The sequence below is a fragment of the Coprothermobacter platensis DSM 11748 genome (genome assembly GCF_000378005.1).
In the GTDB taxonomy this organism is placed as follows: Bacteria; Coprothermobacterota; Coprothermobacteria; order Coprothermobacterales; family Coprothermobacteraceae; genus Coprothermobacter; species Coprothermobacter platensis.
Genome location: NZ_KB899040.1, coordinates 488,286 through 510,053 on the forward strand (window position 1 = coordinate 488,286; position 21,768 = coordinate 510,053).

The 21,768-nt window shown below is 42.4% G+C and carries 25 protein-coding genes; 24 read left to right on the top strand and 1 reads right to left on the bottom strand.

The window, feature by feature from the left end:
• Nucleotide 1: 1 nt before the first annotated feature.
• The 9 genes from D890_RS0102660 to D890_RS0102700 are packed head-to-tail and all read left to right on the top strand — an operon-like array spanning nt 2 to nt 7,750.
• Complete coding sequence (locus tag D890_RS0102660) at nt 2-1,849, top strand: V-type ATP synthase subunit I (RefSeq protein ID WP_018962987.1); 1,848 nt, start codon at nt 2-4, stop codon at nt 1,847-1,849.
• Nucleotides 1,846-2,310 carry a V-type ATP synthase subunit K gene (locus D890_RS0102665; RefSeq protein ID WP_018962988.1) on the top strand — a complete coding sequence of 155 codons (465 nt, stop codon included), beginning with the start codon at nt 1,846-1,848 and terminating at the stop codon, nt 2,308-2,310. Before D890_RS0102660 ends, D890_RS0102665 begins: the two co-directional genes overlap by 4 nt.
• Nucleotides 2,310-2,852, top strand: a complete 543-nt coding sequence (locus D890_RS0102670; protein WP_018962989.1) for a hypothetical protein — start codon at nt 2,310-2,312, stop codon at nt 2,850-2,852. Before D890_RS0102665 ends, D890_RS0102670 begins: the two co-directional genes overlap by 1 nt.
• A complete protein-coding gene (locus tag D890_RS0102675; protein ID WP_018962990.1) occupies nt 2,849-3,370 on the top strand; it encodes a hypothetical protein in 522 nt (173 codons plus the stop codon). Before D890_RS0102670 ends, D890_RS0102675 begins: the two co-directional genes overlap by 4 nt.
• Before the next feature lie 9 nt (nt 3,371-3,379).
• Nucleotides 3,380-3,667, top strand: a complete 288-nt coding sequence (locus D890_RS0102680) for a hypothetical protein (RefSeq protein ID WP_018962991.1) — start codon at nt 3,380-3,382, stop codon at nt 3,665-3,667.
• 10 nt (nt 3,668-3,677) lie between these two features.
• Nucleotides 3,678-5,438, top strand: a complete 1,761-nt coding sequence (locus D890_RS0102685; RefSeq protein ID WP_018962992.1) for a V-type ATP synthase subunit A — start codon at nt 3,678-3,680, stop codon at nt 5,436-5,438.
• Nucleotides 5,431-6,807: a V-type ATP synthase subunit B gene (locus D890_RS0102690; RefSeq protein WP_018962993.1), complete on the top strand. Its 1,377-nt coding sequence runs from the start codon at nt 5,431-5,433 to the stop codon at nt 6,805-6,807. The genes D890_RS0102685 and D890_RS0102690 overlap by 8 nt, the downstream gene beginning before the upstream one ends.
• Nucleotides 6,807-7,436, top strand: coding sequence for a V-type ATP synthase subunit D (locus D890_RS0102695; protein WP_018962994.1), 630 nt, complete (start codon nt 6,807-6,809; stop codon nt 7,434-7,436). Before D890_RS0102690 ends, D890_RS0102695 begins: the two co-directional genes overlap by 1 nt.
• Nucleotides 7,436-7,750, top strand: a complete 315-nt coding sequence (locus tag D890_RS0102700; RefSeq protein WP_018962995.1) for a hypothetical protein — start codon at nt 7,436-7,438, stop codon at nt 7,748-7,750. Before D890_RS0102695 ends, D890_RS0102700 begins: the two co-directional genes overlap by 1 nt.
• 171 nt (nt 7,751-7,921) lie before the next feature.
• On the opposite strand, the gene D890_RS0102705 is transcribed toward D890_RS0102700, so the two are convergent.
• Nucleotides 7,922-8,899 (bottom strand): 6-phosphofructokinase, encoded by a 978-nt coding sequence (locus D890_RS0102705; protein ID WP_018962996.1) that lies wholly within the window; start codon nt 8,897-8,899, stop codon nt 7,922-7,924.
• Nucleotides 8,900-9,016: 117 nt separating this feature from the next.
• Between D890_RS0102705 and mraZ the strand changes: the two genes are divergently transcribed.
• The 15 genes from mraZ to D890_RS0102780 are packed head-to-tail and all read left to right on the top strand — an operon-like array spanning nt 9,017 to nt 21,657.
• Nucleotides 9,017-9,457, top strand: a complete 441-nt coding sequence (mraZ, locus tag D890_RS0102710) for a division/cell wall cluster transcriptional repressor MraZ (protein ID WP_018962997.1) — start codon at nt 9,017-9,019, stop codon at nt 9,455-9,457.
• Nucleotides 9,454-10,356: a 16S rRNA (cytosine(1402)-N(4))-methyltransferase RsmH gene (rsmH, locus tag D890_RS0102715; protein ID WP_018962998.1), complete on the top strand. Its 903-nt coding sequence runs from the start codon at nt 9,454-9,456 to the stop codon at nt 10,354-10,356. The genes mraZ and rsmH overlap by 4 nt, the downstream gene beginning before the upstream one ends.
• Nucleotides 10,346-10,693 (top strand): hypothetical protein, encoded by a 348-nt coding sequence (locus tag D890_RS0102720; RefSeq protein ID WP_018962999.1) that lies wholly within the window; start codon nt 10,346-10,348, stop codon nt 10,691-10,693. Before rsmH ends, D890_RS0102720 begins: the two co-directional genes overlap by 11 nt.
• A 2-nt stretch (nt 10,694-10,695) precedes the next feature.
• Nucleotides 10,696-12,018 carry a glutamate ligase domain-containing protein gene (locus D890_RS0102725; protein WP_018963000.1) on the top strand — a complete coding sequence of 441 codons (1,323 nt, stop codon included), beginning with the start codon at nt 10,696-10,698 and terminating at the stop codon, nt 12,016-12,018.
• Nucleotides 12,008-12,859, top strand: coding sequence for an MraY family glycosyltransferase (locus D890_RS0102730; RefSeq protein WP_018963001.1), 852 nt, complete (start codon nt 12,008-12,010; stop codon nt 12,857-12,859). Before D890_RS0102725 ends, D890_RS0102730 begins: the two co-directional genes overlap by 11 nt.
• Nucleotides 12,853-14,181, top strand: coding sequence for a UDP-N-acetylmuramoyl-L-alanine--D-glutamate ligase (gene murD / locus D890_RS0102735; protein ID WP_018963002.1), 1,329 nt, complete (start codon nt 12,853-12,855; stop codon nt 14,179-14,181). The genes D890_RS0102730 and murD overlap by 7 nt, the downstream gene beginning before the upstream one ends.
• On the top strand, nt 14,178-15,203 hold the full coding sequence (locus D890_RS0102740) for an FtsW/RodA/SpoVE family cell cycle protein (RefSeq protein ID WP_018963003.1): 1,026 nt from the start codon (nt 14,178-14,180) through the stop codon (nt 15,201-15,203). Before murD ends, D890_RS0102740 begins: the two co-directional genes overlap by 4 nt.
• A complete protein-coding gene (locus tag D890_RS0102745; protein WP_018963004.1) occupies nt 15,200-16,084 on the top strand; it encodes a UDP-N-acetylglucosamine--N-acetylmuramyl-(pentapeptide) pyrophosphoryl-undecaprenol N-acetylglucosamine transferase in 885 nt (294 codons plus the stop codon). The genes D890_RS0102740 and D890_RS0102745 overlap by 4 nt, the downstream gene beginning before the upstream one ends.
• On the top strand, nt 16,081-16,995 hold the full coding sequence (locus tag D890_RS0102750; protein WP_018963005.1) for a D-alanine--D-alanine ligase family protein: 915 nt from the start codon (nt 16,081-16,083) through the stop codon (nt 16,993-16,995). The genes D890_RS0102745 and D890_RS0102750 overlap by 4 nt, the downstream gene beginning before the upstream one ends.
• Complete coding sequence (locus D890_RS0102755; RefSeq protein ID WP_018963006.1) at nt 16,985-17,581, top strand: hypothetical protein; 597 nt, start codon at nt 16,985-16,987, stop codon at nt 17,579-17,581. The genes D890_RS0102750 and D890_RS0102755 overlap by 11 nt, the downstream gene beginning before the upstream one ends.
• Entirely contained in the window at nt 17,578-18,267 is a 690-nt protein-coding gene (locus tag D890_RS0102760) for a DUF881 domain-containing protein (RefSeq protein ID WP_018963007.1), read from the top strand. The genes D890_RS0102755 and D890_RS0102760 overlap by 4 nt, the downstream gene beginning before the upstream one ends.
• Nucleotides 18,257-18,901: a DUF881 domain-containing protein gene (locus D890_RS0102765; protein ID WP_018963008.1), complete on the top strand. Its 645-nt coding sequence runs from the start codon at nt 18,257-18,259 to the stop codon at nt 18,899-18,901. The genes D890_RS0102760 and D890_RS0102765 overlap by 11 nt, the downstream gene beginning before the upstream one ends.
• A 4-nt stretch (nt 18,902-18,905) precedes the next feature.
• Nucleotides 18,906-19,265: a small basic family protein gene (locus D890_RS0102770; RefSeq protein ID WP_245533127.1), complete on the top strand. Its 360-nt coding sequence runs from the start codon at nt 18,906-18,908 to the stop codon at nt 19,263-19,265.
• Nucleotides 19,265-20,323, top strand: coding sequence for a cell division protein FtsZ (ftsZ, locus tag D890_RS0102775; protein ID WP_018963010.1), 1,059 nt, complete (start codon nt 19,265-19,267; stop codon nt 20,321-20,323). The genes D890_RS0102770 and ftsZ overlap by 1 nt, the downstream gene beginning before the upstream one ends.
• Complete coding sequence (locus D890_RS0102780) at nt 20,320-21,657, top strand: B12-binding domain-containing radical SAM protein (protein WP_018963011.1); 1,338 nt, start codon at nt 20,320-20,322, stop codon at nt 21,655-21,657. Before ftsZ ends, D890_RS0102780 begins: the two co-directional genes overlap by 4 nt.
• The last annotated feature ends 111 nt before the right edge of the window (nt 21,658-21,768 follow it).

Genomic DNA, 21,768 nt, shown 5'->3' on the forward strand with positions numbered 1-21,768 from the left:
TTTGGCTATAGCTGAATTAATGAAAGTAGGTTTTTGTGTTCCCAAGAGTAATGTGGGAGCACTACGGAAATATCTATTTGAAGTGTCTGACTTTCATCCTCTCGATTTAAACGGTTCTGTCCTCGGTGATTTTGCTTCGCTTAAGGAGCGGTTGGAACATGTAGTTAACGTTGCGGTGAAACGTAAACCACAAATTTACGGGACATCTATTCTTTCAGAAAAGGAAGAAATTTCCTCTGGATATATTGAAATTGGTCCGATTTTATCCCATATTGAAGAGCTTTTGGATAAAGAGCAGCAGTTTTTGAGTGCTATTGAAACGATTAAACGACAGCTAAGCTCATTTGAACCATTTGCATGGGTTAGCGCTCCATGGGACAAGTTGAACGATTGGCAATGGCTGACAGCTGTTTTGCTTAAGAAAAATAAGAATGTTCTAAAGTTGCTTGAAAACTCTAATGCTGCCTGGTTTGAAGGAGACAATGGTGTTATCGCTGTTGTTTACAAGGGCGATGATGAACTTCTGAATATGCTCCGCGATTACATGCTTGATCAAGCATTGCTTACTGATATCAACGCTCTTCTAAAAGACTTGAATAACCAACGTAATACGCTGGAAGAGGAATTGCGAGAAGTTCAAGATCAGCTCGGTAGCTTGCTGGAAGAAAATGCCTCTCAAATAAAACGTGCGTTTGACTATTACACTGTATCTTTGGACTATGCACGATTAATAAAGGGTTCCGTGGACACAAATTTCCTCGGCATTGTTGTGGGTTATGTCCCTCGAAAACTGTATAATAGTGTTTTACATGAAGTAGAAATGCTTGGTGGGACAGCCGTGGAACTTCCTCAAGAGGAACAAGAAACCTTCCCTACGAAATTGGTGAATTCTTCATTTTTCAAACCATATGAGTCCATCGTTCTTATGTATGGACCTCCGCTTTACAGTACTTATGATCCCACGCCGTTAGTGGCTTTATGGTGGAACTTCTTTTTTGCCTTTATGCTTGGCGATGCTGGTTTTGGTCTGATTATCACATTAGCGAGTTTGTACGGTTTGAGAAAGTTAAAAAGTATGAAGCAATTATCTAAATTAGGTTTGAATATAGGCATTGCCACAATGGCGGTGGGCACAGTGACATGGAGTTGGTTTTCTACTCAACCGTTTCTTATAAATGGGAAAGCTTTAGGACTGTTTTATCCCTTGAATTCGAACGATGTCAACACAATGTTAGTAATTTCACTTGCTATCGGTGTCGGGGCACAGTTTTATGCCATGGGAATAAAAGGCTGGTGGATGCTTAAGCACAAAGATTACCTGGGATTTTGGTCAGATGTGTTTTGCTGGTGGGGCCTCTTAAGCTCTCTCATTTGGCTCTTACTGGGCGGTGGAACAATGGCAGAATACACTGCTATCTTTTTTGCCGTGAATCTTCTACTTTTCCAAGGTCGAGCTTCAAAGAATTGGATTGCGCGTATTGGGATGGGCCTGATCGGCCTTTATGGAATAATCAGCCCTTACGGTGTAGCCTCGTTCTTGGGAGATGCATTATCTTATTCTCGTCTAATGGCGCTGAACTTAACGGGAGCACTTATGGGTCAAGTCTTCAATACCCTTTCTTTCAGCGTTATGAAGAGTGGTATCGTGGGTATGGTTGCTGGTGCGTTGATGTTTGTTCTTTTCCAGGTTTTCAATTTTGCCATATCCGCCTTGGGAGCGTTTGTACACAGTATACGTTTGTTATTCCTTGAAATGTATGGACGGTTCTATGAGGGCAACGGTGAGTCATTTAAACCACTTAGGAGAACAGGACGGTATTATGAGTTTAAGGAGGTAGATTACGAATGATCATTGATGGGACGTCGGTGGCTTTGATTGGTGCTGGATTAACGGCTGCACTTAGTGCTGTTGGTTCTGCTTGGGGAGTTGGCTTAGCTGGAAAGGCTACAAGTGCGGTGTTGTCAGAGAAGCCTAATCTATTCGGACAAATGCTTGTGCTACAGGCTCTACCTGGAACGCAGGGCTTTTATGGATTCATCGCTATGTTCCTCGCACTCGGACGAATAAATGCTGCTCAGTCGATTTCTATTGCTCAGGGCGTGCAACTCATAGGCGCGTTACTACCTGTTATGTTAGGCGAGTTGATTAGCGCTTATTGGCAGGGCGTAGCTTCTTCTGGAGCCGCATCAATGGTTGCAAAACAACCCGATTCTTTTGGTAGAGCCGTTATCATACCTGCATTGGTAGAAACTTATGCTATTTTGTCTTTGCTTGCAAGCATATTGCTTCTCGGAGGAGTGAACCTTTAGTGAACGAAGATAAATTGAAAGCAGTTATCTTCGAGGAAGCGAAGCGGCAGGCAGGCGATATCATAGCTGCTGCTGAAAAAGAAATTGAGAAGCTTCGCGATGAGTATGCTAAAAAAATGGATGAGTTGCGTAGTTCACTATCGCAAGAGAAAGAAAGAGCGTTATCTGTTGAAAATGAACGTTGGGAAAGACAAATTGAATATGAAAAGCGTCTTGCAAGAGAACTGACGATTTCTAAAATCGTGGAACAACTACGCGTGGACATCGAAAAGAAATTGATAGATAAAACGTATGCCGACTTATATGCTGATTGGCTCATGAATAAGTTACCTGATGCTGACGAATGGTTCATAGGTAAAGATTACCTTGCACTTGGAGACGCGTTTTCTAAAAAAGGAATACGATGGAGTGCTAGCGACACAGGCGTAAAAGCAAGAAAGGGCAACACTACGTATGATTTGTCGCCCAGTGTCGTAGCAAACGCAGTCTTGGAAACGTATTCTCACGATATCTACGATCAGATAGGAAAGATGTTGGCATGAAGGGTTTGGCTGATATCTCTGCTTTAGTTGCCTCAAGGCAAGATTTAACTGTGCCTTTAGACACATTGAAGAAGTTGCAAACGGATCCATTTTGGATCAGGCAAATACCTTTGAGCAATGCGCTTAAAGAACAGATATCAGGGAAATCCGCACGCCGGGCTATGGAAGTACTTTGGGAAAATTTTTTGTCGGAGCTTGACGAACTTTCTATGTACCTGGAGGAAGATGGCTATGACATTGTAAAGGCATTCTATGAAGCACGATTTAAGGGAACAGAATTCGATGAGGAGCTTCTTAGGAAAATGCCTTTCGGTAATGTGTTGTCTGAGCTGTTTATTAGATCGAAGAACACTAAACAAACGGCGAATGAGTCACCCGTTGATTGGCGAGTAGAATGGCTAAAATATCTCGAACAAGAGTATTATTCTGGTTCTTTCTTGGCAGGGGTTCTTCGATATATTGAATTGAGATTTCAAACTGTGGCAGGGCTAAGCTTAGCCTTGCTTAGAACGGAGTAGACAAAAATCATGGCAGAGATAATTGCCTGCGGCAATGGCGGATTATACGACTTCCTGAGTTTTTCAGGCATAAATGTTATGAGATCCGAACAAATTGATGCCTTTGTTTCTCGTTCAAATGATACAGTAGTACTTGTGACAGACGGAATCGCATGCGATGTGGAAACACTTACGCAATTAGAGGAGAAATACCCTGCTAAGTTCATACCAGTAGTACTGGACCCAAAGCAGGGCGTTGATGTGAGCTCTGCAAAAAAGTTCGTTGAAAGAGCTCTCGGCATAAAGCTCGATAGGTAGGTGATAATTAGTGGGAGGATACATAGTTCGCGTCGCCGGACCTTTGGTAACGGCAAAAGGCTTGGAAAAACCTATGATGTATGAAGTGGTACGAGTAGGTGACCTCAAGCTGTTTGGTGAGATTATTGGTATAGAAAATGATTTGGTGTTTATCCAGGTTTATGAAGATACCAACGATGTAAAGCCTGGTGAACCCGTTGAAAATACAGGACAACTTCTTAGTGTTGAGCTTGGTCCTGGACTGACCAGTAGTATTTTTGATGGAATACAGAGGCCCCTAACGGCGCTTCAAGTGAATACTGGAGATTTCTTAACAAGGGGTTTTTCCATCAATGCTCTTGATCGAAACAAGAAATGGCACTTTGTCCCTATCGTGAATGAAGGCTCACAAGTGGAACCAGGTACATTTTTGGGGGATGTTGACGAATCATCCACCGTTAAGCATAGAATTATGGTCCCGCCGACAATCAGTGGAAAGGTACAATGGATTGCTCCAGAGGGCGACTACACTGTTGAAGAGACCATTGCTAAGGTAGAGCAACAAGGGAATGTGGTTGAACTAAAACTCATGCAAAAGTGGCCTGTAAGGATACCCAGGCCGGTGAAAGAAAAGGTATTTAGCGATATTCCCATGCTTACAGGACAGCGCATCTTAGATGTATTCTTCCCTGTTATTAAGGGGGGTACGGCATGCGTGCCTGGCCCGTTTGGTTCTGGAAAAACAGTTATTCAACATCAGCTTGCGAAATGGTCCGATGTGGATGTCGTAGTTTATGTCGGGTGTGGCGAACGGGGAAACGAAATGACCGAAGTGTTAATTGAGTTTCCTGAATTGAAAGATCCGCGCACCGGTGGTCCGCTTATGGATAGGACTGTACTGGTCGCCAATACGTCAAACATGCCTGTGGCCGCTCGAGAAGCTTCTGTTTTTACTGGTATAGCTATCGCTGAATACTACAGAGATATGGGTTATGATGTTGCACTTATGGCCGATTCGACATCGAGATGGGCAGAGGCCATGAGGGAGATTTCTACCAGACTTGAAGAAATGCCGGGTGAAGAAGGTTATCCAGCATATCTTGCTTCGAGAATTGCATCGTTTTACGAACGTTCTGGTTTTGTAAAATGCTTGGGAGAACCAGAGAGAACTGGTTCCGTCACAGTTATTGGAGCTGTGTCACCTCCAGGCGGTGACTTATCTGATCCTGTAGTACAGGCTACGTTGCGAGCTGTACAGGTTTTCTGGGGATTAGATCAGCAGTTGGCTTTTGCGAGGCATTTCCCGTCGATAAACTGGCTGAACAGTTATTCGCTCTATTTAGATCGGATAGGGCAATATTACAATAGAACATTCGAAAATGATTGGCTACAGAAACGTAACAATGCCATGGTGATCTTACAACGCGAGGCAGAGCTTCTTGAGTTAGTTAGACTAGTAGGCTATGATGCACTATCTACTGAAGAGCAGCTGTATTTGGAGACAGCACGTTCTTTAAGAGAAGATTTTCTCCAGCAAGATGCTTTTGACGACATAGATAGTTATTGCTCGTTAAGGAAGCAATATGTTATTCTTTCGTCTATCTTGTTAATCCACGAGATTATCCTGGACCATTTAAGAAAAGGTGGGGATTTTAACGTTCTTATAAAAAATCCTATAAGGGAGCGTGTATCACAACTTAGATGGCTGAAGGAAGAGGATGTCCCTGATTGGGATACCATGGAAAGAGCTATCGTTGAAAGCTTTTCGGAGGAAGTGAAAGCTCGTGATTAGAGAATTTAATACCATATCTGAAGTAAATGGACCTCTGGTATTTGTTGAAGGCGTGGGCGATGCTGGTTATGGCGAATTAGTGGAATTCATTCTGAACGGGGAAGTTCGCCGTGGTCAAGTTTTGGAAACCACCGATAAATATGCTCTGGTACAAGTTTTCGAAGGAACGCAGGGATTAACGCCAAAAACGACTGTCGCCAGATTTCTGGGGCGTGGCCTAACCTTCGGTGTTAGTGAGAGCATATTAGGAAGAGTGTTCGATGGGCTGGGTTCTCCTAAAGACGGCAAACCGCAGCCATTTGTTGATAAATACGTGGACATTAACGGTGCTCCTATAAACCCCGTAAGTCGTGAATACCCCGCTGAATTCATACAAACCGGCATATCCGCCATAGATGGAATGAATACATTGGTTAGAGGCCAGAAGTTGCCCATCTTTAGTGGCAGCGGTTTGCCACACGCACGTCTCGCAGCTCAAATAGCAAGTCAAGCAAAAGTACTTTCTTCTGAAGAAAAGTTTGCTGTGGTTTTTGCAGCCATGGGAATAACCTTCGAAGAAGCCAACTTTTTTATACAGTCCTTTGAAAAGACTGGCGCTATTGAGAGGTCTGTGCTTTTTCTAAATTTGGCCAATGACCCCACCATAGAACGCATAGCTACCCCTCGTTTTGCTTTAGCTGCTGCTGAATATCTTGCATTTGAGAAAGACATGCATGTTTTGGCCATACTCACAGATATGACAAACTATTGTGAAGCGTTAAGGGAGATTTCCGCGGCGCGTAGAGAGGTGCCGGGTAGAAGGGGATATCCCGGGTATATGTATACAGACTTGGCTAGCATATACGAAAGAGCCGGAAGAATAAAAGGGAAGAAAGGCAGTATAACGCAGATACCAATTCTTACCATGCCTGAGGACGACAGAACACATCCAATCCCAGATTTAACTGGTTACATAACAGAAGGGCAGATTTTCCTTTCTAAAGATCTTCAGCACAAAAACATTTATCCTCCTATTGACGTTCTGCAATCGTTGTCTCGACTCATGCAGCGCGGCATAGGGCAAGGACATACCAGAGAAGACCATTCGGCAGTGGCCAACCAGATATATGCTGCTTATGCTAGAGGTAAAGATGCGCGAGAATTGGAAATTGTTCTTGGCGAAGCTGCGTTGACTGATTTGGATAAACTTTATGTGCAATTTGCTGATCGCTTCGAAGCAGAGTTTATTGCACAAGGAGAGGATGAGAATCGTAGCATCGAAGAAACACTATCCATAGGATGGGAACTATTGAGTATGCTTCCCAGGAGTGAGTTGAAACGTATAAGAGATGAGTATGTCAACAAGTATATGCCGGGGGTACGGGGCTAATGGTTTCTAACGTTAGCCCTAACCGTATGACCCTACTCGCTGTAAAACGGCGGTATATTACCAGCAAGAGGGGGCTTAAACTATTAAAAGACAAATTGGAAGCCATGGTGAAAGCGTTCCGGGAGCTTTTTAATGAATTCGACAACGAGAGGCGTTATATTGAAGAACTTATGGGTCCTTTTATGGAGCTCATGAATCAATATGAGGCTGAAACATCACCGTTAGTAAGAGAAAAAATAAAGGCCATGCGGCTTTTCGATTTGAATTATCAGCTTTCTACCAGAACTGTTTTCAACATAAAAGTTCCTTTTTTAAACGTGGAAATTAGTCAGCGCGAAATGCCTGATCTGTATTTGCAGACCGGATCAGCTTTTTATAAGGCATTAGATCTTTATGAGCAACTTTTGCCTCACTTACTCAAACTTGCTTCTTTACGGAACGCACTTTACGTTATGAGTGAAGAGATAGAGAAGACACGAAGAAGAAGTAATGCATTGGAGTATAATGTAGTACCGCAGCTTGAAGAAACGATAAAATGGGTACAACAGTATTTGGACGAAATGGAAAGGAGTCAGACAGTGCGGATTATGAAGGTAAAAAGCATGCTTGAGAAGGAGAGGAGAGACTAATGATGGGATTAGATGATGCCGTTGCGGCAGTAAAGAGGCTGAAAGCCTTGGCAAAAGCGGAAATACTTGAGTCAGAGGCTTTCGGCTTGAATGAACAACAGATTGCGTTCGCAAAAGAACGCCATCATTATTACTCACGTCTGTTAGATAGGTTAGAAACAGAACCACTGGATGATTTGGTTGAAGATGTTCAAAAGCAAGCCAGTGAGCTTTGGCACAGGGAAACAAAGAACATTACTGAAAAGGCTGACTTGGTAGCTGCAGAGAGTTTTCTCAGAGCAATAGGTTTAGAGCCCGACTACGATAAAGCTTAGCCGCGTTTCACATTTTTCGTCAGACTCTTCTTGAAAATAAGATGTTATGTAAGTCAGAGAAGTATAAATAATTTTCACATCCATCTACAAGATAAAAATTAGCAAAGTATTATGCTCCTTTATTAGGTGTAATAAAAATCCTTTTTGCTTACTAAGATTGACCAACGTGTATTAGTAGAATATTTCTGCTAAGTTGTAGAGCTCCTTGTCTGCAGTCTTTATCTGGGATGCCAGGTCAAAGTTTATGAGTTCCATTCTTCCACCACTGAAAGCAACCATTTTATTAATTGTTCCTTCTTTGACCGCATTTACCAACTGTATGCCCATTTGTGTTGCCAGCATTCTGTCCTGCACAGTAGGGCTTCCTCCCCTTTGCTGATGGCCTAAAACGGTTATACGTGTTTCCATGCCAGTGGCATCCTGTATTTCCTTGGCCAATGCGTGCCCCACACCAACTTCGCTTTGTGGTAACCAAGGCAGTTTTGTCCCTTCCGCTACCACCACTATAGAGAAGCCTCTGCCTGATTCTCTTCTGCGGTAAATATGATCAACAATTTTTTCTTTTTCTACTTCTACTTCTGGAATTACGATGAAATCGGCTCCGCCGGATATACCACCATACAATGCTAACCAACCTGTGGCTCCACCCATGGTTTCGACGACCATAACTCTGTGGTGTGCCTCTGCGGTAGTGTGCAATTTATCCAGCGCTTCAGCGATTGTTGTGACTGCTGTATCAAACCCAATCGTTTCATCAGTGCCATTAATATCGTTATCAATAGTTAACGGTAATGCCAATACAGGTATGTCGTTCTGAGAAAGTAACTCGCAGGTGGACATTGTTTCTCTGTCACCCAATACTGCTAAGATTGTTATGCGGTACCTATCCATGACTTCTTTTATGGTCTGTATTTGGCTCTCATCGATATGCGTTCTGGATGTGCCTAAAATGGTTCCGCCGCGAGGTAAAATACCTGATACGGATTTAGAAGTGAGAATAATCACATCATCGCTAAGGAGACCTGCGAATCCTCCTCTTACCCCAAGTACTTCCATGTCTTTATAATAGGCGGTTCTAACTATACTCCTTATAGCCGCATTGGCGCCAGGAGCATCTGCACCTGCTGTTAAAATAGCAATTCTTTTCATGCTCATCGCTCCTTTCCTTTAGACAGTTTACAACAACTTTAGTGAAAAACGGACATATGCAAAGATGGTATATAAATAGTCACTATTGACTTTGTGGGAGAAAGTGGTAATTTATGGATGATGGGAACTGTGGATGTGCTTACCGGGGAATACGAGTATACCCTTGACAGCAAAAGTAGATTTTTAATGCCAACTGAGTTTCGAGATTATCTGGGCGAACCTATGTATTTTGTCCGTGGTTTTGAGAATTGTATTTACGTTTATAGTGAAAGTCAGTGGCAGAAAATGTCTGAAGATATCAGAAATTTGCCTTGGTCTTCTGATGCAGCTCGATGGGTAAAAAGAATATGGTTTAGTTCTTCAATTAAGGTGAAGGCAGATCCACAAGGAAGGGTATTGGTTCCTCAAGTTTATAGAGACCATGTTTTGAAATCCAATAAAGTTGTTGTTCTTGGGTGTTTTGATTATGTAGAAATTTGGGATGAAGAACAATGGCGAAATGATGCTTCCGAAAAAATCGGTTTGTTGGGAAAGTTTTTGGAGGAAGCTAACAAATGATGAACTATATTCCTCATAAACCCGTTATGGTTAGTGAGATTTCTCAGTTGCTCATCTGGAAAGAAAATGGCATTTATATAGATGGAACGGCAGGCGCTGGTGGGCACCTGGAAGAACTCTCTAAGTCATTTCCTAAAGCGGTGTTCGTGGGTATTGATATAGACAACGAAGCTGTAGAGTTTCTCAGAGAAAAGTTCTCTAATACCGAGAGCGTGCACATTCTCGCTGGCAACTACGCTGATATGGAAAGTCTTTTGACTTCCATGGGCATTGATAAGGTCGACGGCATTCTGTTGGACCTTGGCTTATCAACTCATCAAGCACTGTCTGCTTCCAGAGGTTTTAGCATAAAGAACTCTGGCCCTTTAGATATGCGCTTCAGCGTATCGCAAAAAGTTACTGCTTATGATTTGGTGAACAAACTTAGCCAGGAAGAACTTTCAGATATTATTTACCGTTACGGTGAAGAGCCAAGAGCGAGGAAAATTGCAAAAGACATTGTTAATGCAAGAACGATCAAACCACTGGAAACAACCGGTGAATTGGCTGATTTAGTTGCAAAAAGCGTCGGAAGGCATGGTAGCAGGATACATCCAGCTACACGTGTTTTTCAGGCGCTGCGTATTGCTACAAATGATGAGCTATCAAATTTGGAGAGAGCATTACCCAACATACTCAATTGCTTGAACATAGGTGGACGATTAGTCATAATCTCATATCACTCACTGGAAGACCGTGTGGTTAAGCAGCAATTCAAACGTTGGGAACAGTCTGGTATGGGTGAAAGACTGAATAAAAAAGTAATAAAGCCGAGTCAGGAAGAAGTTGAAGACAATCCAAGTAGTAGAAGTGCAAAAGTAAGAGCTTTTGAGAAGGGAGCTGGGGGAGTTGAGGAATGAGCAAACAGTTTTAGCGGAGAAACCTCAGTATATTCCGCAGTATGAACCAAAAGAAAACAAAACACCCAAGCCGAAATCGAGCTACAAGATATGGGAACGCATGCTTGCACTGACGGTCATTCTTAATGTTGTTTTAATAACAGGTGCTGTATTCCTTTGCTACCGTCTTTCCAACAGCGTATTTACGGTAGAATATTTAAGGAGATCGATGTTGGAGACGCAGCAAGACATATGGAAATTGAATACAGATTTGGAGATGGCTACTAATCAGAAAATGCAGAGCTTGCTTGGTAACGCTGATTATGCTAAGTCACTAACAAGTATTGGACAGCGCTGATCATGTTGGGTTCGCAGTTAGCAAAAGTCGTTGGTGGCCAGTTAGTTGGGGAAGATTTCTATTTCAGCCACATAGCATTCAATAGCAGTGATTGTGACACAGATACCCTTTTTGTTGCATTGCCAGGTGCCAAAACGCACGGGATAAAGTTCTGGGCTGATGCCCGGGCTAAAGGTGCTACCGGTGTCCTTACCGATGTTTCTCCATCCACAGGTAGCTATGTTTTGGTCAAAGACAGCTTACAGGCGATGGAATTATTGGGCAAGTCCTTAGTAAGTGGTTACAAAGGGAAAGTTGTCGTTGTATTGGGCGCTAGTGGTAAAACAACGCTGAAAGAACTGCTAAGGGCATTGGCGCCTGTTCCGGTATGGAGCAGTTATGGTAATAGAAATACTATGATTTCGTTAATCACGGATTTATTCAACGAAGGTAATAACGCGCTGGATTTGCCATATTGGATATTGGAGTTTGGTATACATGAGCCTAAGGATGCTAATGAATTCTTGAGCGTATTTGACCCTTACGCTGTCATCTTTACATCGCTTGGAGCGGAACATCTCGAGTATCTCACAGACACAGATACGGCTATTAAAACAAATCTAATGATAGGCGAACACGCCAAAAAGCGCTTTGCATATGCTCCTGAAGGATACAGCGTGAATGATGCTGTCATATTTGGTGGGAATGATAGCCCATATAGGTTCGATGTAAAGAGTTTTACTTGCGATGGTTGCACCGTGGGGGAATTGATATGTGGGGAAGCGAAAAAGCATTTTGTACTTCCATTCTGGGGGAAACGGTCTTCGCAAAGCGTTGCAGGTGCGGCAGCTTTCTGGCAAAGCGAAGGGTTTTCTTTAGAGTCACTTCCATGGCAGAATATCGAATCCATAAACATATGGGGCAGACAGCAGCTTACTCGATGGAATGATTTACTTATTTTCTTTGATGCATACAACGCGAATCCTGAGAGCATGAAGGAATTTCTGGATGTTGTTAAAGAAGTTCCCTATGCTCGTAAAGGTTTGGTTATCGGTGACATGCTTGAGCTTGGATCATACTCTGCTTATTGGCATAAGCAGTTAGCTCACTGGTTAAAGAACTCAGGCGTGCAGTATCTCGTGCTCGTGGGCGACGAGGTCAGGTATACATTGCAAGAGTTAAACAAGATAGATGGTCAACCCATATATGTGGAATGGTATCGTGATGTGGACACCGCCAAAGCGTTTTTCCTTGTGCCAGATGACCTTGAACTTCTTGGTTTAAAGGGCTCTCGCAGAATAGCTTTGGAAAAGCTCATTCAGGAGGTTTCGGAGGTTGAATCGTAGTTTTTTTGTATTTTTTCTCCTTGGTCTGTGTGCTGGCTATTTAGTGTTTTGGCTTTGTTTAAAGTTGGGCATACAACTAAAGTTCTACCCTAAAAGAATCAGAGAGTTCTATGAAGACCAGAGCAAATCAAGTATACCGCTGAGTGGTGGTATAGGATTTATGCTCCTCTCGATGGGGTTGTACATTTATTTCCGAGAGCCTGCCCTTTTGCTCGGGTTACTGTGCGGTTTGGTCGGTCTTGTAGATGACTTGTCTAAAACGCTTCGGCACGGTGAGGGAATAAAGGCTCGAGTTAAAGTGGTTTTGCTTTTTCTTATTTCACTCGTTTTTCTTAGTTTTGGATTTGATTTTGTTCGTGTCCTTTGGTGTTTCATAGTCATACTCGCTACAACGTCTGCAACAAACTTTACAGACGGAGTGGACGGTCTACTTGGCAGTGTGCTTATCCCTGTGATGCTTATTTTGCCCTTATCAGGCGTTACCGGAGGGCTGCTGGGTGCTCTACTTGCCTTTCTGTTTTTCAATGTTTCTCCAGCGAAACTTTTCATGGGAGATACCGGTTCATTCTTCTTTGGTGGATTTCTGGGTGGGCTTATGCTTATTGAGGGAAAAGAATGGTGGCTTTTGCTTCTATGTTTTATTGGCGTTGTGGAGGTGGCATCTGTAATAATACAAGTAACATATTTTCACCTTACTGGTGGTAAACGTGTTTTTCTTATGACTCCCATACATCATCATTTTCAGAAATTAGGGTGGAGTGATCCTCGAATTGTTACATTATTTGCCAGCCTGCAAGCTATAGCATGCATATTCTTGTGGATGGGGTGGAACATATGGTAGATGTTAGACCCGGATTTTCTCAAGAGCTTGAAGATAAGAACGTACTTGTTCTCGGTTACGGCGTTTCTGGACAAAGTGCTGAATCATTCTTGGTTAGCAGAGGGGCTAATGTTTATGTTTATGATGAGAAAGACATAAAAACTAAAGTGGCTCCTGTACTACATGGTTTGCCAGATGATTTACAGATAGACCTTTGCGTAACATCTCCGGGTTTTTCTATAAACCATCCCATCATTCGAGAATTAACAACCAATCATGTGCCGGTAGTAGGAGAATTGGAGTTATCCTTCGACGCGAGCAGGTGGAATTACTGGATAGCTGTAACAGGTACCAATGGTAAAACGACAACGACCTCACTCATTGGTCATTTGCTCAAAAAAGCTGGACATCAGGTTGTCATTGGTGGGAATATCGGCGTTCCCATAACGTCTTTTCTTACTCAGCCTATCAGTGAAACAATTATTGTGGCTGAAGTGAGCTCGTTTCAATTGGAAACGGTATACACTTTCAGACCACAGGTGGCAGCTTTTTTGAACCTTACGCCTGACCACTTAGATCGTCATGGGACAATGGAAAACTATTTCAATACAAAGGCGAGAATATTCGCTATGCAACAGGAACAAGACCGAGCAGTCTTGAATGCTGAAGACAGGTGGACACGGTCATTACTAGGAACATTAAAGAGCCAAACGGTTACGTTTGGGATAGAAAAGGGCGATGTTCATTGGGAAAACGGCATGCTTCTTATTGATGGTAAGGCTGTTGCTAGTCTGGATAATGTAAAACTAAAGGGAACGCACAATTTAGCTAACATTTCCGCTGCTGTTGCTTGCTGTCATCACATTTTGCCTGAGAACTTCGATTATGCCAGTGCTATTTCAAGCTTCTTGGCGCCTGAACATAGGATAGAATTTGTTCGTTCAGTGAACGGTGTTGATTTTTACGATGATTCCAAGGCGACAAACATTGATTCTACAGTTGTTGCCTTAGAGGCATTTAGTGAGCCTGTAATACTCATATTAGGCGGCAGGAACAAGGGTATGGATTTTACGCCTCTGGCTGACTTCATCAAAAATGAGTCAAGTGTGAAGTGGATTGTATTAATGGGGGAATCTAAAGATTCTCTAAGAGATGCTTTGATAAAAAAGGGAATAGACAGTTTTTCTGAGGCAGATTCTTTAGAAAAAGCGGTAGAAGAAGCGTTCGACGTCGCTAATGAGGGAGATGTTGTCTTGCTGTCGCCGGCTTGCGCATCCTTTGATATGTTCAAGAATTTTGAAGAACGTGGGGACAAATTCAAGGAGATTGTAAAAGCGTTATGACAAAACTGCTCCAAGTTTTGTCTGTTTTTTTATTGATCGTTATAGTGTTTCTGTTTGGTTTGATTACCTGGCAAACGGGAACTGTTACGGCAAAGAACGTACTTTTATACATAGCATTGATGGCGGGGGTTTACTGGTTCGCTTTTTTTATCGTGTACGGCTTAAGAAAAACGAACTTTTTAGGCAGCCTCCAATGGATCGTTGGAGGGCTCACAGTTGTTGCCCTTTCCATGACGTTAATGATAGGAGAGGTTCGCTACGGTTCAAAACGGTGGCTTTATGGCGTACAGACATCGGAGTTAGCAAAAGGGCTGTTATTGCCAATGTTTTTTAAATCTAATGGAACCTATGTGGTTATTGGTTTGATTTCGTCAGTATTGGTTATCCTTCAGCCAGATTTGGGTACAGGTTTAGTGATTTTGTGTTCCATTGGCATTGCGTGGTTTCTAAGAGCGCAGAAAAACAGAAGCGTGGAAGTAATATGGATGATATTGATGGCGTTGATAATTTTGGTTCCTTCAGTGTTTTGCTATTCTTTGCCCATGAGACAGCAGGTTGTCTCAAAAATGTCCTCCGTTCCAATATTCTATGAACACTGGGAAGACAGATTTCAAAATTGGGCAGATCCATTGAGAGATCCATTTGGCGAAAGCTATCAAACGCTTTCTGCTTTAAGTTCATTGGGGCAATCAGCTGGCTTCGGAAAGGGTATAGGGCTTATGACAAGTTTACCTGTGTCATGGTCAGACTATGCCTTTGCGGAAATGGTCAGAAAGTATGGGATTCTTTCAGGTTTGTTATTGCTTCTTTTATTCGGTGCCTTACTTGAAATGATCATCAATTGGGGGGGTCGCAGTAAGTACTACGTGGCTTCCGTTATGGCTCTCCACATCATAATAAACTTATACACTGTCGCGAATGTACTTCCCGCTACAGGTATACCACTTCCATTTGTAGGCAGGGCGCTTCAAAATTCTATTGTTCTATCTGCTATGATAGGTGCTACTTTGGGGGAAGCATGATCCTAGTTGTTGGTGGTTCCAGTGCTGGGCACAGTATTCCTGCACAGGTTATGGGCAACATATTAAAAGAGGCTGGATTTGAAGTTCATTTTTATAATGGCAAAGAAAAAGTAGACTGGAATAGCGTTGATGCGGTATTAGCTGCCGGTAGCCGTAAAAGTGTCCCTATGGCGCTCCAAGCAAAACTTCATAGAAAAAAACTTTTCTTGCATGAACAGAATGTGATTCCGGGGAGAGCAAATCGTTTCATGTCTGCCATGGCAAATAAGATTTTTTTATCATTTGAAGATTCAAAACTCTTTTTCCATAGCAGTGATTGGGACAAACTTGTGACAGTAGGTATGCCCGTTAGAGAACCTACTCGCACAGTAGACGAACTAAAAAGAGAATTAAAAGTGCGGTGTCCCATGATTCTTGTGACAGGAGGAAGTCAAGGTTCGGCTTTTTTGAATTTTTTCGCTGATCAAGTTTTAATTCCTCTAAGAGAAAAATATTTTGTGGTACATCAATCTGGACGTTTAGAAGAAGAGCGCTATATGAAAAACTACATTAGAGTCCAGTCGTTGCCTGATCTTCAGAATTACATTGCTGCTGCTGACGTTGTTATAGGTAGAGCTGGGTCATCTACTTTACACGAGTGTTTACATTTTGGAACTCCAGCGATATTCTTTCCTATGGCATCATCTCCCGATAGACATCAATGGGCAAACGCTGAAGTGTTCAAAGAAAAACATGGATATCCATTTTTCTGGGAACATGTAGCCAAACCATCTGAGGTTATCTCTACTGTGGAACAGCTAATTGAACAAGGTAGAAACACAGCTACTGATGTGTTCGATAGTGACCTTTTTGTAGATACTGTTAGGAGGGCTATGGTATGAATATCGTAGTATTACTTGGCGGAATGTCGCCAGAGCGTGATATTAGTTTAAGAAGTGGTGAAAACGTCGCTAATATTTTGAGGAATAGGGGACACCATGTTATTACCATTGATACCGCTGAGCCGCATTTCATTGATCATCTTTTGAATAGCCATGCAGATTGCGTTTTCCCTGTACTTCACGGCGAAGGCGGAGAAGATGGCAATATTCAAGGATTCTTGAATGTGCTTGGTTTCCCTTATGTTGGTTCTGACGTAAGAGCATCGGTTATATGTATGGACAAGTATTTAACGAAGCTTGTGGCTATTGATAATGGCGTTCCAACGCCAAGATATACATACATATATGATCCAGACAATGTTCCGCCTTATGAGAATGTGATAAAAACAATAGGTAGTCCTTTTATTGTAAAGCCATGCAACACAGGTTCTACAATTGGGTTAAGTCTGGTAGGTAATGAGGACGATTACAACACAGCTTTGCAAAATGCATTTCAATTTAGTACGCGGCTTCTTTTTGAGGAATTCATAGATGGACTTGAAGTAACAGTGGGAGCTTATTCATTGGATGGAGATATCGGTACGCTTCCGCCTATATGGGTGGTCAAGCCTGATAAAGTATTCGATTATGGGACGAAATATACTGCCGGCGGTGCGAAACACGTTTACGACATACCATTGGATAGCAAGCCATTGAATGAACTTTTGAGCAATACAAAAAAGATTTGCAACGTTGTGGGAATAAGGGGTGTAGTTCGCTTAGATTTTATAGTTAAAGATGAAACTTCTTATCTTCTGGAGATCAACAGCATACCTGGTATGACATCTGAAAGTTTGGTGCCTGATGAAGTAATGCACATGGGAAACGATTTTGGGGACTTTTTGGAAGAACTTTTGAAAGATGCGCTATAAGGTATTACTTTGGTTAGGAGTGCTTCTCGTTGTGTTTTTCGTTGCTTTCGCATTTTACATAACCTATAAACCGTGGACATTGGTTTTCAATGCACCAGAGTACAGTAACTTCTCTACTTTTAAGACAGCAGGTAAGTCTTTCAAAGATGTTATAGCGCATTTTGTCCCTGGTATCACGCAGGTAAAAATAGATTTTAAAAGTCGTTCTGTTCTTATGAATGTCGTATTGCCAAAACCCAAAGGATGTGCAAGTCTAAAGGGCATCGACTATGTGGTTACTGGCTCAACATTAATGGAGTCTAAATACTATAGCAAAGACGCTCTTAATAACTGCGTACAAGTCGATGCTTGGGACAATGAACATGAGAGAATAATTGCAACTATGCAAAATAATGGCATTGTTCCTGTTTCAGTGCGCTATGTAGAAGGAATATATGAAGTCAGAGGAAAAAGGCAGTGTGGCATGGGCACGATAAAGGTAACTTTGCAAAACCTTGATAAGGTAAAGCAAATAATGAAATACTGGCCTGATTGCCATTATACTGAATATAGACTTCTTTATGATACAGGAGCGGTGCTCAAATGAAGAAAACAAGTTACTTTATCATTCTTGGTGTGACGTTGATTATCGGCATTGTCTTGGGATTCCAGCGGAGCGTAGTAGCAAGAAGTTCTTACATCCTGACAAGCAGAAAGGGAGAACTTGTAGCACAAATAGAACAGAAGGAGAATGAATTGGCAAGACTGCAAGAAGAAGTGAAACAGTTAAGTGACCAGATAGCCTCTTTCCCACAGGTTTCCTCGACGGTAGATCTTCAACCTTCCATCGATTTGGAAAAGCGAAAATTAGGATTTAGCTCAGTTCAGGGGCCTGGAATTATAATAACGTTGTCGGATTCAAAACAAAAACCAAAAGCGGAGGATGATCCTAATTACTATATTGTCCATGATTGGCAGATAAGGAACTTGGTTCGTTTTTTGCTTGGGAATGGTGCAGAAGGTGTTGCAGTCAATGATCAACGCATTGTATTCAATTCAGAGGTTGTTTGTGCTGGCCCCATAATAATCGTAAACGGTCAACGTTTATCGCCTCCATACAAAATCATGGCAGTGGGGAATCCTGAAGTTTTACAATCGGTGCTGGAAAAGTTTCCTGATTTAGACCTTTTAAAGGCTCTGAGAGATTCCTATGGCCTTGTTTTCCAAGTGGAAACATCTGATAGCATTACGCTTCCAGATAGGCCCGTAGAGGTGATAGTTAGTGAGAAATAGCTGGTTAGTCTACCTTACTGTGGCTATTGTTGCATTCACAACAACATTTGGTCTTGGTTTTGCAAGAAGTGGCTCTCAAGTAGATCTGAAGAGCCTATCTGAGGGTGATTTGGCCATGATTTATGCTAAAACATTGGATGAAGTTAACAAGTTAGAATCAGCAAAAACGCTGCTAACGGAGGATCTGAATAAGATGCAGAACCAAACGCAAAACGTACAAGCCATCAATGAAGAGCAGGAACAGACACTGCAAAAGTTAAAAGCGCTAGCTTGCGACTCACCACTCACGGGCTCAGGTGTAAGAATAATCATAAATGTGCCTGAAAATACATATTTAGGCTGGGATTGGGCTATTACCTTAGTGAATAATGCTTATAGCGCCGGTGCATTAGGCGTTTCTGTAAACAATGTTAGGCTGAGCCCCAAATGGTACATTTATTATGAAGGTGGTCATCTAAATGTGGACGGTACCAATGTAAATGGTCCTTTTGTATTCGATATCGTGGGAGAACCTGATTCTGTTCTCTCTGCTATGTACTTGCCTAGTGGTGTTTTCGATACTTTACAGCTTTGGGGGGTTAAAATAGAACATGAGCTCAAACCAAAACTCACGATTAAACAGTGCAATAATTAGGAATGTGGTACTTGCTGTTTCTGTTGTGGTCATAGCAGGACTTGGCTTCTATTTCGGTATGCATTTTGGAGAGCGGACGTCCTACTCGTCTTCGCAGGTGCGTTATGTAGGTGTGTTAGTGCTCGTAGTGCTGGATGCAGTTTTTGGCGGAATAAGAGCAGAAATACAAGACATGTTTGATATAGTCATATTCACGACTGGTATTGCGGTGGGCGGTTTGGTAGCTGTGTGGCTCCTGTTTCTCGGAGACCTATTCGGCATTGATTTGAGCTTAGCTGCTGTTGTCACATTTGGAGGAAGGATTTTCCAGAATGTGTCCATAATTAGACGAATACTTATTGAGAAGATAAGGAGGGCAAGGTAATGGAGGAGAGAATCCCCGACCTGTGGGAGGGCATACAAGCGCAGATTAAGGTTGTCGGTATAGGAAGTGCGGGCAACAATGCTCTGAATAGGATGATCAGTGAAGGAATAGATGGCGTCGATTTTATTGCCATGAATACGGACGTGCAAGCACTTTCGAAGTGCTTGGCGCCACAAAAACTCAACTTGGGTCCAAAACTAACAAGAGGTTTAGGTGCAGGTTTGGATCCTGATAAAGGAAAAGCCGCTGCAGAAGAAAGCGTAGAAGAAATCAGGAAACTGTTGGAAGGGTCGGATTTGGTTTTCATTACAGCAGGACTTGGTGGCGGGACAGGTACAGGGGCCTCCCCTGTAGTAGCGCAGGTAGCAAAAGAATTAGGTGCATTGGTAGTAGCAGTAGTTTCTAAACCACACCCGTTTATTGAAGGAACACGTCGGTACAGAATAGCTGATGAAGGGCTAAGGCAACTTTCCGAGCAGGTTGACGCTCTGATACCCATATCCAACGAAAACATATTTAAGATGACTAACACCGACCTAACGCTGGATCAGGCATTTAGTCTCGGTGACCAGATTCTTATGCAGGGTGTAAAGGGCATTTCTGAAATCATACTCAAACCAGGCTTTATCAATGTAGATTTCGCTGACGTGAGAATGGTGTTACAGAATGCAGGTACTGCTGTTATGGGCATAGGCTCTGCCACCGGTGACAACCGAGCAGAGAAGGCGGCGCAACAAGCTATTTCTTCGCCACTTCTGGAGTTTAAGCCCACTGGAGCAAGTAGGCTGCTCTACAATATCACAGTGAAATCGGGGCATATAACCACAAAGGACATAGCTAGTATAGCGGAGATCTTCCAGCAAATCGTCAGCGATGACGCGTTGATTAAATTCGGAGTGGTTTATGATGATGATTTGGAGGACAGTAAAATTGAGGTTACGCTTATCGCAAGCGAATTCAAAAACGAGCCTGTTAAAACGTCGACTACGCAAATTTCTAAAGAACAGCCGGTGAAAGAGGTAAAGCGAGTAACCATACCCGAAATATTTGGTAGATGAGCTGGAAGCAAGAGCAAGAAATTGACAAAATAAAAGCCAGCGAACGGTGGCTCCAGGAGCCTCGGTTTTTTGGTGATGATACAGAATTGGTTGTGTTTCCTGGCAGCTACAGTATTGGTGTAGCCAACCTTGGATATCAGTTTTTGCTTGGCCGTTTGATACATGCAGGAAAGTCGTTTGATCGTTTTTTCATAGACACATCGCTGCCTGATAGCATTAGCTTTGATACAAAAAGACCTATACTGGATTTCCCGCGATGGGATGTTACTCTTCCTTTTGAAGACAATTTGCTTCAGCTAATAAAGTTGCTGCAAAGATTAAACCTGCCTCTACAAGGTTCAATGCGCCAGTATCCAATAATAAATATCGGTGGACCAATGACGTTCATTAATCCTGCACTGATATCTTTTATAGCCAACGAGATGTATGCTGGCGAGGCTGATGATGACTGGCCGGAAGTTCGCGAGACAACGGAATGGAAATTGTCTGCGCATTTCGGGGTAAATTCTGTGGTTACTGGTCCCAGGAGCGTATTCAAAAATAGTATCTTAATTGAGGTAGCGAGAGGTTGTATGTGGCAATGTAAGTTTTGCCTTTACAGACGAGCTTACGGGCGCATACGATTTGTTTCCAAAGAACGTGTTATGGAGACAATAAGCAGTGCCAAAGCGAAAGGCTTTGATAAGGTAGGGCTTATTGCTGCTAATGTTAGTGATGTTCCGTGGATTGGAGAAATACTTCAATTCTGTGAACAAAAAAATGTCAGTGTTAGTGTTTCCTCTCTGGCTGTGGAAACGTTGTCTGAGGAAATGATGCACGCACTCAAGGGACTCGGTGTCGACCAGTTAACGGTAGCGGTGGAGCATGGCGATGAAAAAACCAGGCAGCAACTCGGTAAACCTTTTACTGATGATGAACTGGTAGATACGTTAAAAGCTGCAGAATCCAATGGGTTTAGAAGTGTAAAACTTTATTTCATTAACGGTATAACTGATGATTGGTCGTTTAACGCTTGTAGCGCGGCATCCTTACTAAATCGTTTGTGCGAATCGGTCAATATGAAAATACGTGTTTCTATGTCCGTTTTTGTACCTAAACCGGGTACTCCTATGGAAGATGCCTTATTTCCCGCACAGAAAGATGTGGAAGAAGAGCGCAAGTTTTTAGTAAGCAATTGTCCTCATGTGGAATTTACCTTTGAACCATATTACGAAGCGCGGAAAGAGTTCGTGTTAGGGCGGCTTCTTCCTGAAGATTTGTCATTGTTCTCATCGTTACTTAAGGAGAATGGAGAGCGCAAAGCAATTAAGTTTTTTGCTGAGAAATACGCTTAATTAGAGTGTTATCATATAGTTATTACGAGACCTTTTACAGGCTTTGATGTATAAAACAAAAATGTTTTGTTTTGGCAATACATGTTAGGACTTTTACAAAACAGTTATGCG

Bases quoted from the DNA above. Each gene is read 5' to 3' on its own strand.
- D890_RS0102665 (WP_018962988.1), top strand. From the start codon at position 1,846: ATGATCATTGATGGGACGTCGGTGGCTTTGATTGGTGCTGGATTAACG.
- D890_RS0102675 (WP_018962990.1), top strand. From the start codon at position 2,849: ATGAAGGGTTTGGCTGATATCTCTGCTTTAGTTGCCTCAAGGCAAGAT.
- D890_RS0102680 (WP_018962991.1), top strand. From the start codon at position 3,380: ATGGCAGAGATAATTGCCTGCGGCAATGGCGGATTATACGACTTCCTG.
- D890_RS0102695 (WP_018962994.1), top strand. From the start codon at position 6,807: ATGGTTTCTAACGTTAGCCCTAACCGTATGACCCTACTCGCTGTAAAA.
- D890_RS0102700 (WP_018962995.1), top strand. From the start codon at position 7,436: ATGATGGGATTAGATGATGCCGTTGCGGCAGTAAAGAGGCTGAAAGCC.
- D890_RS0102705 (WP_018962996.1), bottom strand. From the start codon at position 8,899: ATGAAAAGAATTGCTATTTTAACAGCAGGTGCAGATGCTCCTGGCGCC.
- mraZ (WP_018962997.1), top strand. From the start codon at position 9,017: ATGATGGGAACTGTGGATGTGCTTACCGGGGAATACGAGTATACCCTT.
- rsmH (WP_018962998.1), top strand. From the start codon at position 9,454: ATGATGAACTATATTCCTCATAAACCCGTTATGGTTAGTGAGATTTCT.
- D890_RS0102725 (WP_018963000.1), top strand. From the start codon at position 10,696: ATGTTGGGTTCGCAGTTAGCAAAAGTCGTTGGTGGCCAGTTAGTTGGG.
- murD (WP_018963002.1), top strand. From the start codon at position 12,853: ATGGTAGATGTTAGACCCGGATTTTCTCAAGAGCTTGAAGATAAGAAC.
- D890_RS0102740 (WP_018963003.1), top strand. From the start codon at position 14,178: ATGACAAAACTGCTCCAAGTTTTGTCTGTTTTTTTATTGATCGTTATA.
- D890_RS0102745 (WP_018963004.1), top strand. From the start codon at position 15,200: ATGATCCTAGTTGTTGGTGGTTCCAGTGCTGGGCACAGTATTCCTGCA.
- D890_RS0102750 (WP_018963005.1), top strand. From the start codon at position 16,081: ATGAATATCGTAGTATTACTTGGCGGAATGTCGCCAGAGCGTGATATT.
- D890_RS0102755 (WP_018963006.1), top strand. From the start codon at position 16,985: ATGCGCTATAAGGTATTACTTTGGTTAGGAGTGCTTCTCGTTGTGTTT.
- D890_RS0102760 (WP_018963007.1), top strand. From the start codon at position 17,578: ATGAAGAAAACAAGTTACTTTATCATTCTTGGTGTGACGTTGATTATC.
- ftsZ (WP_018963010.1), top strand. From the start codon at position 19,265: ATGGAGGAGAGAATCCCCGACCTGTGGGAGGGCATACAAGCGCAGATT.
- D890_RS0102780 (WP_018963011.1), top strand. From the start codon at position 20,320: ATGAGCTGGAAGCAAGAGCAAGAAATTGACAAAATAAAAGCCAGCGAA.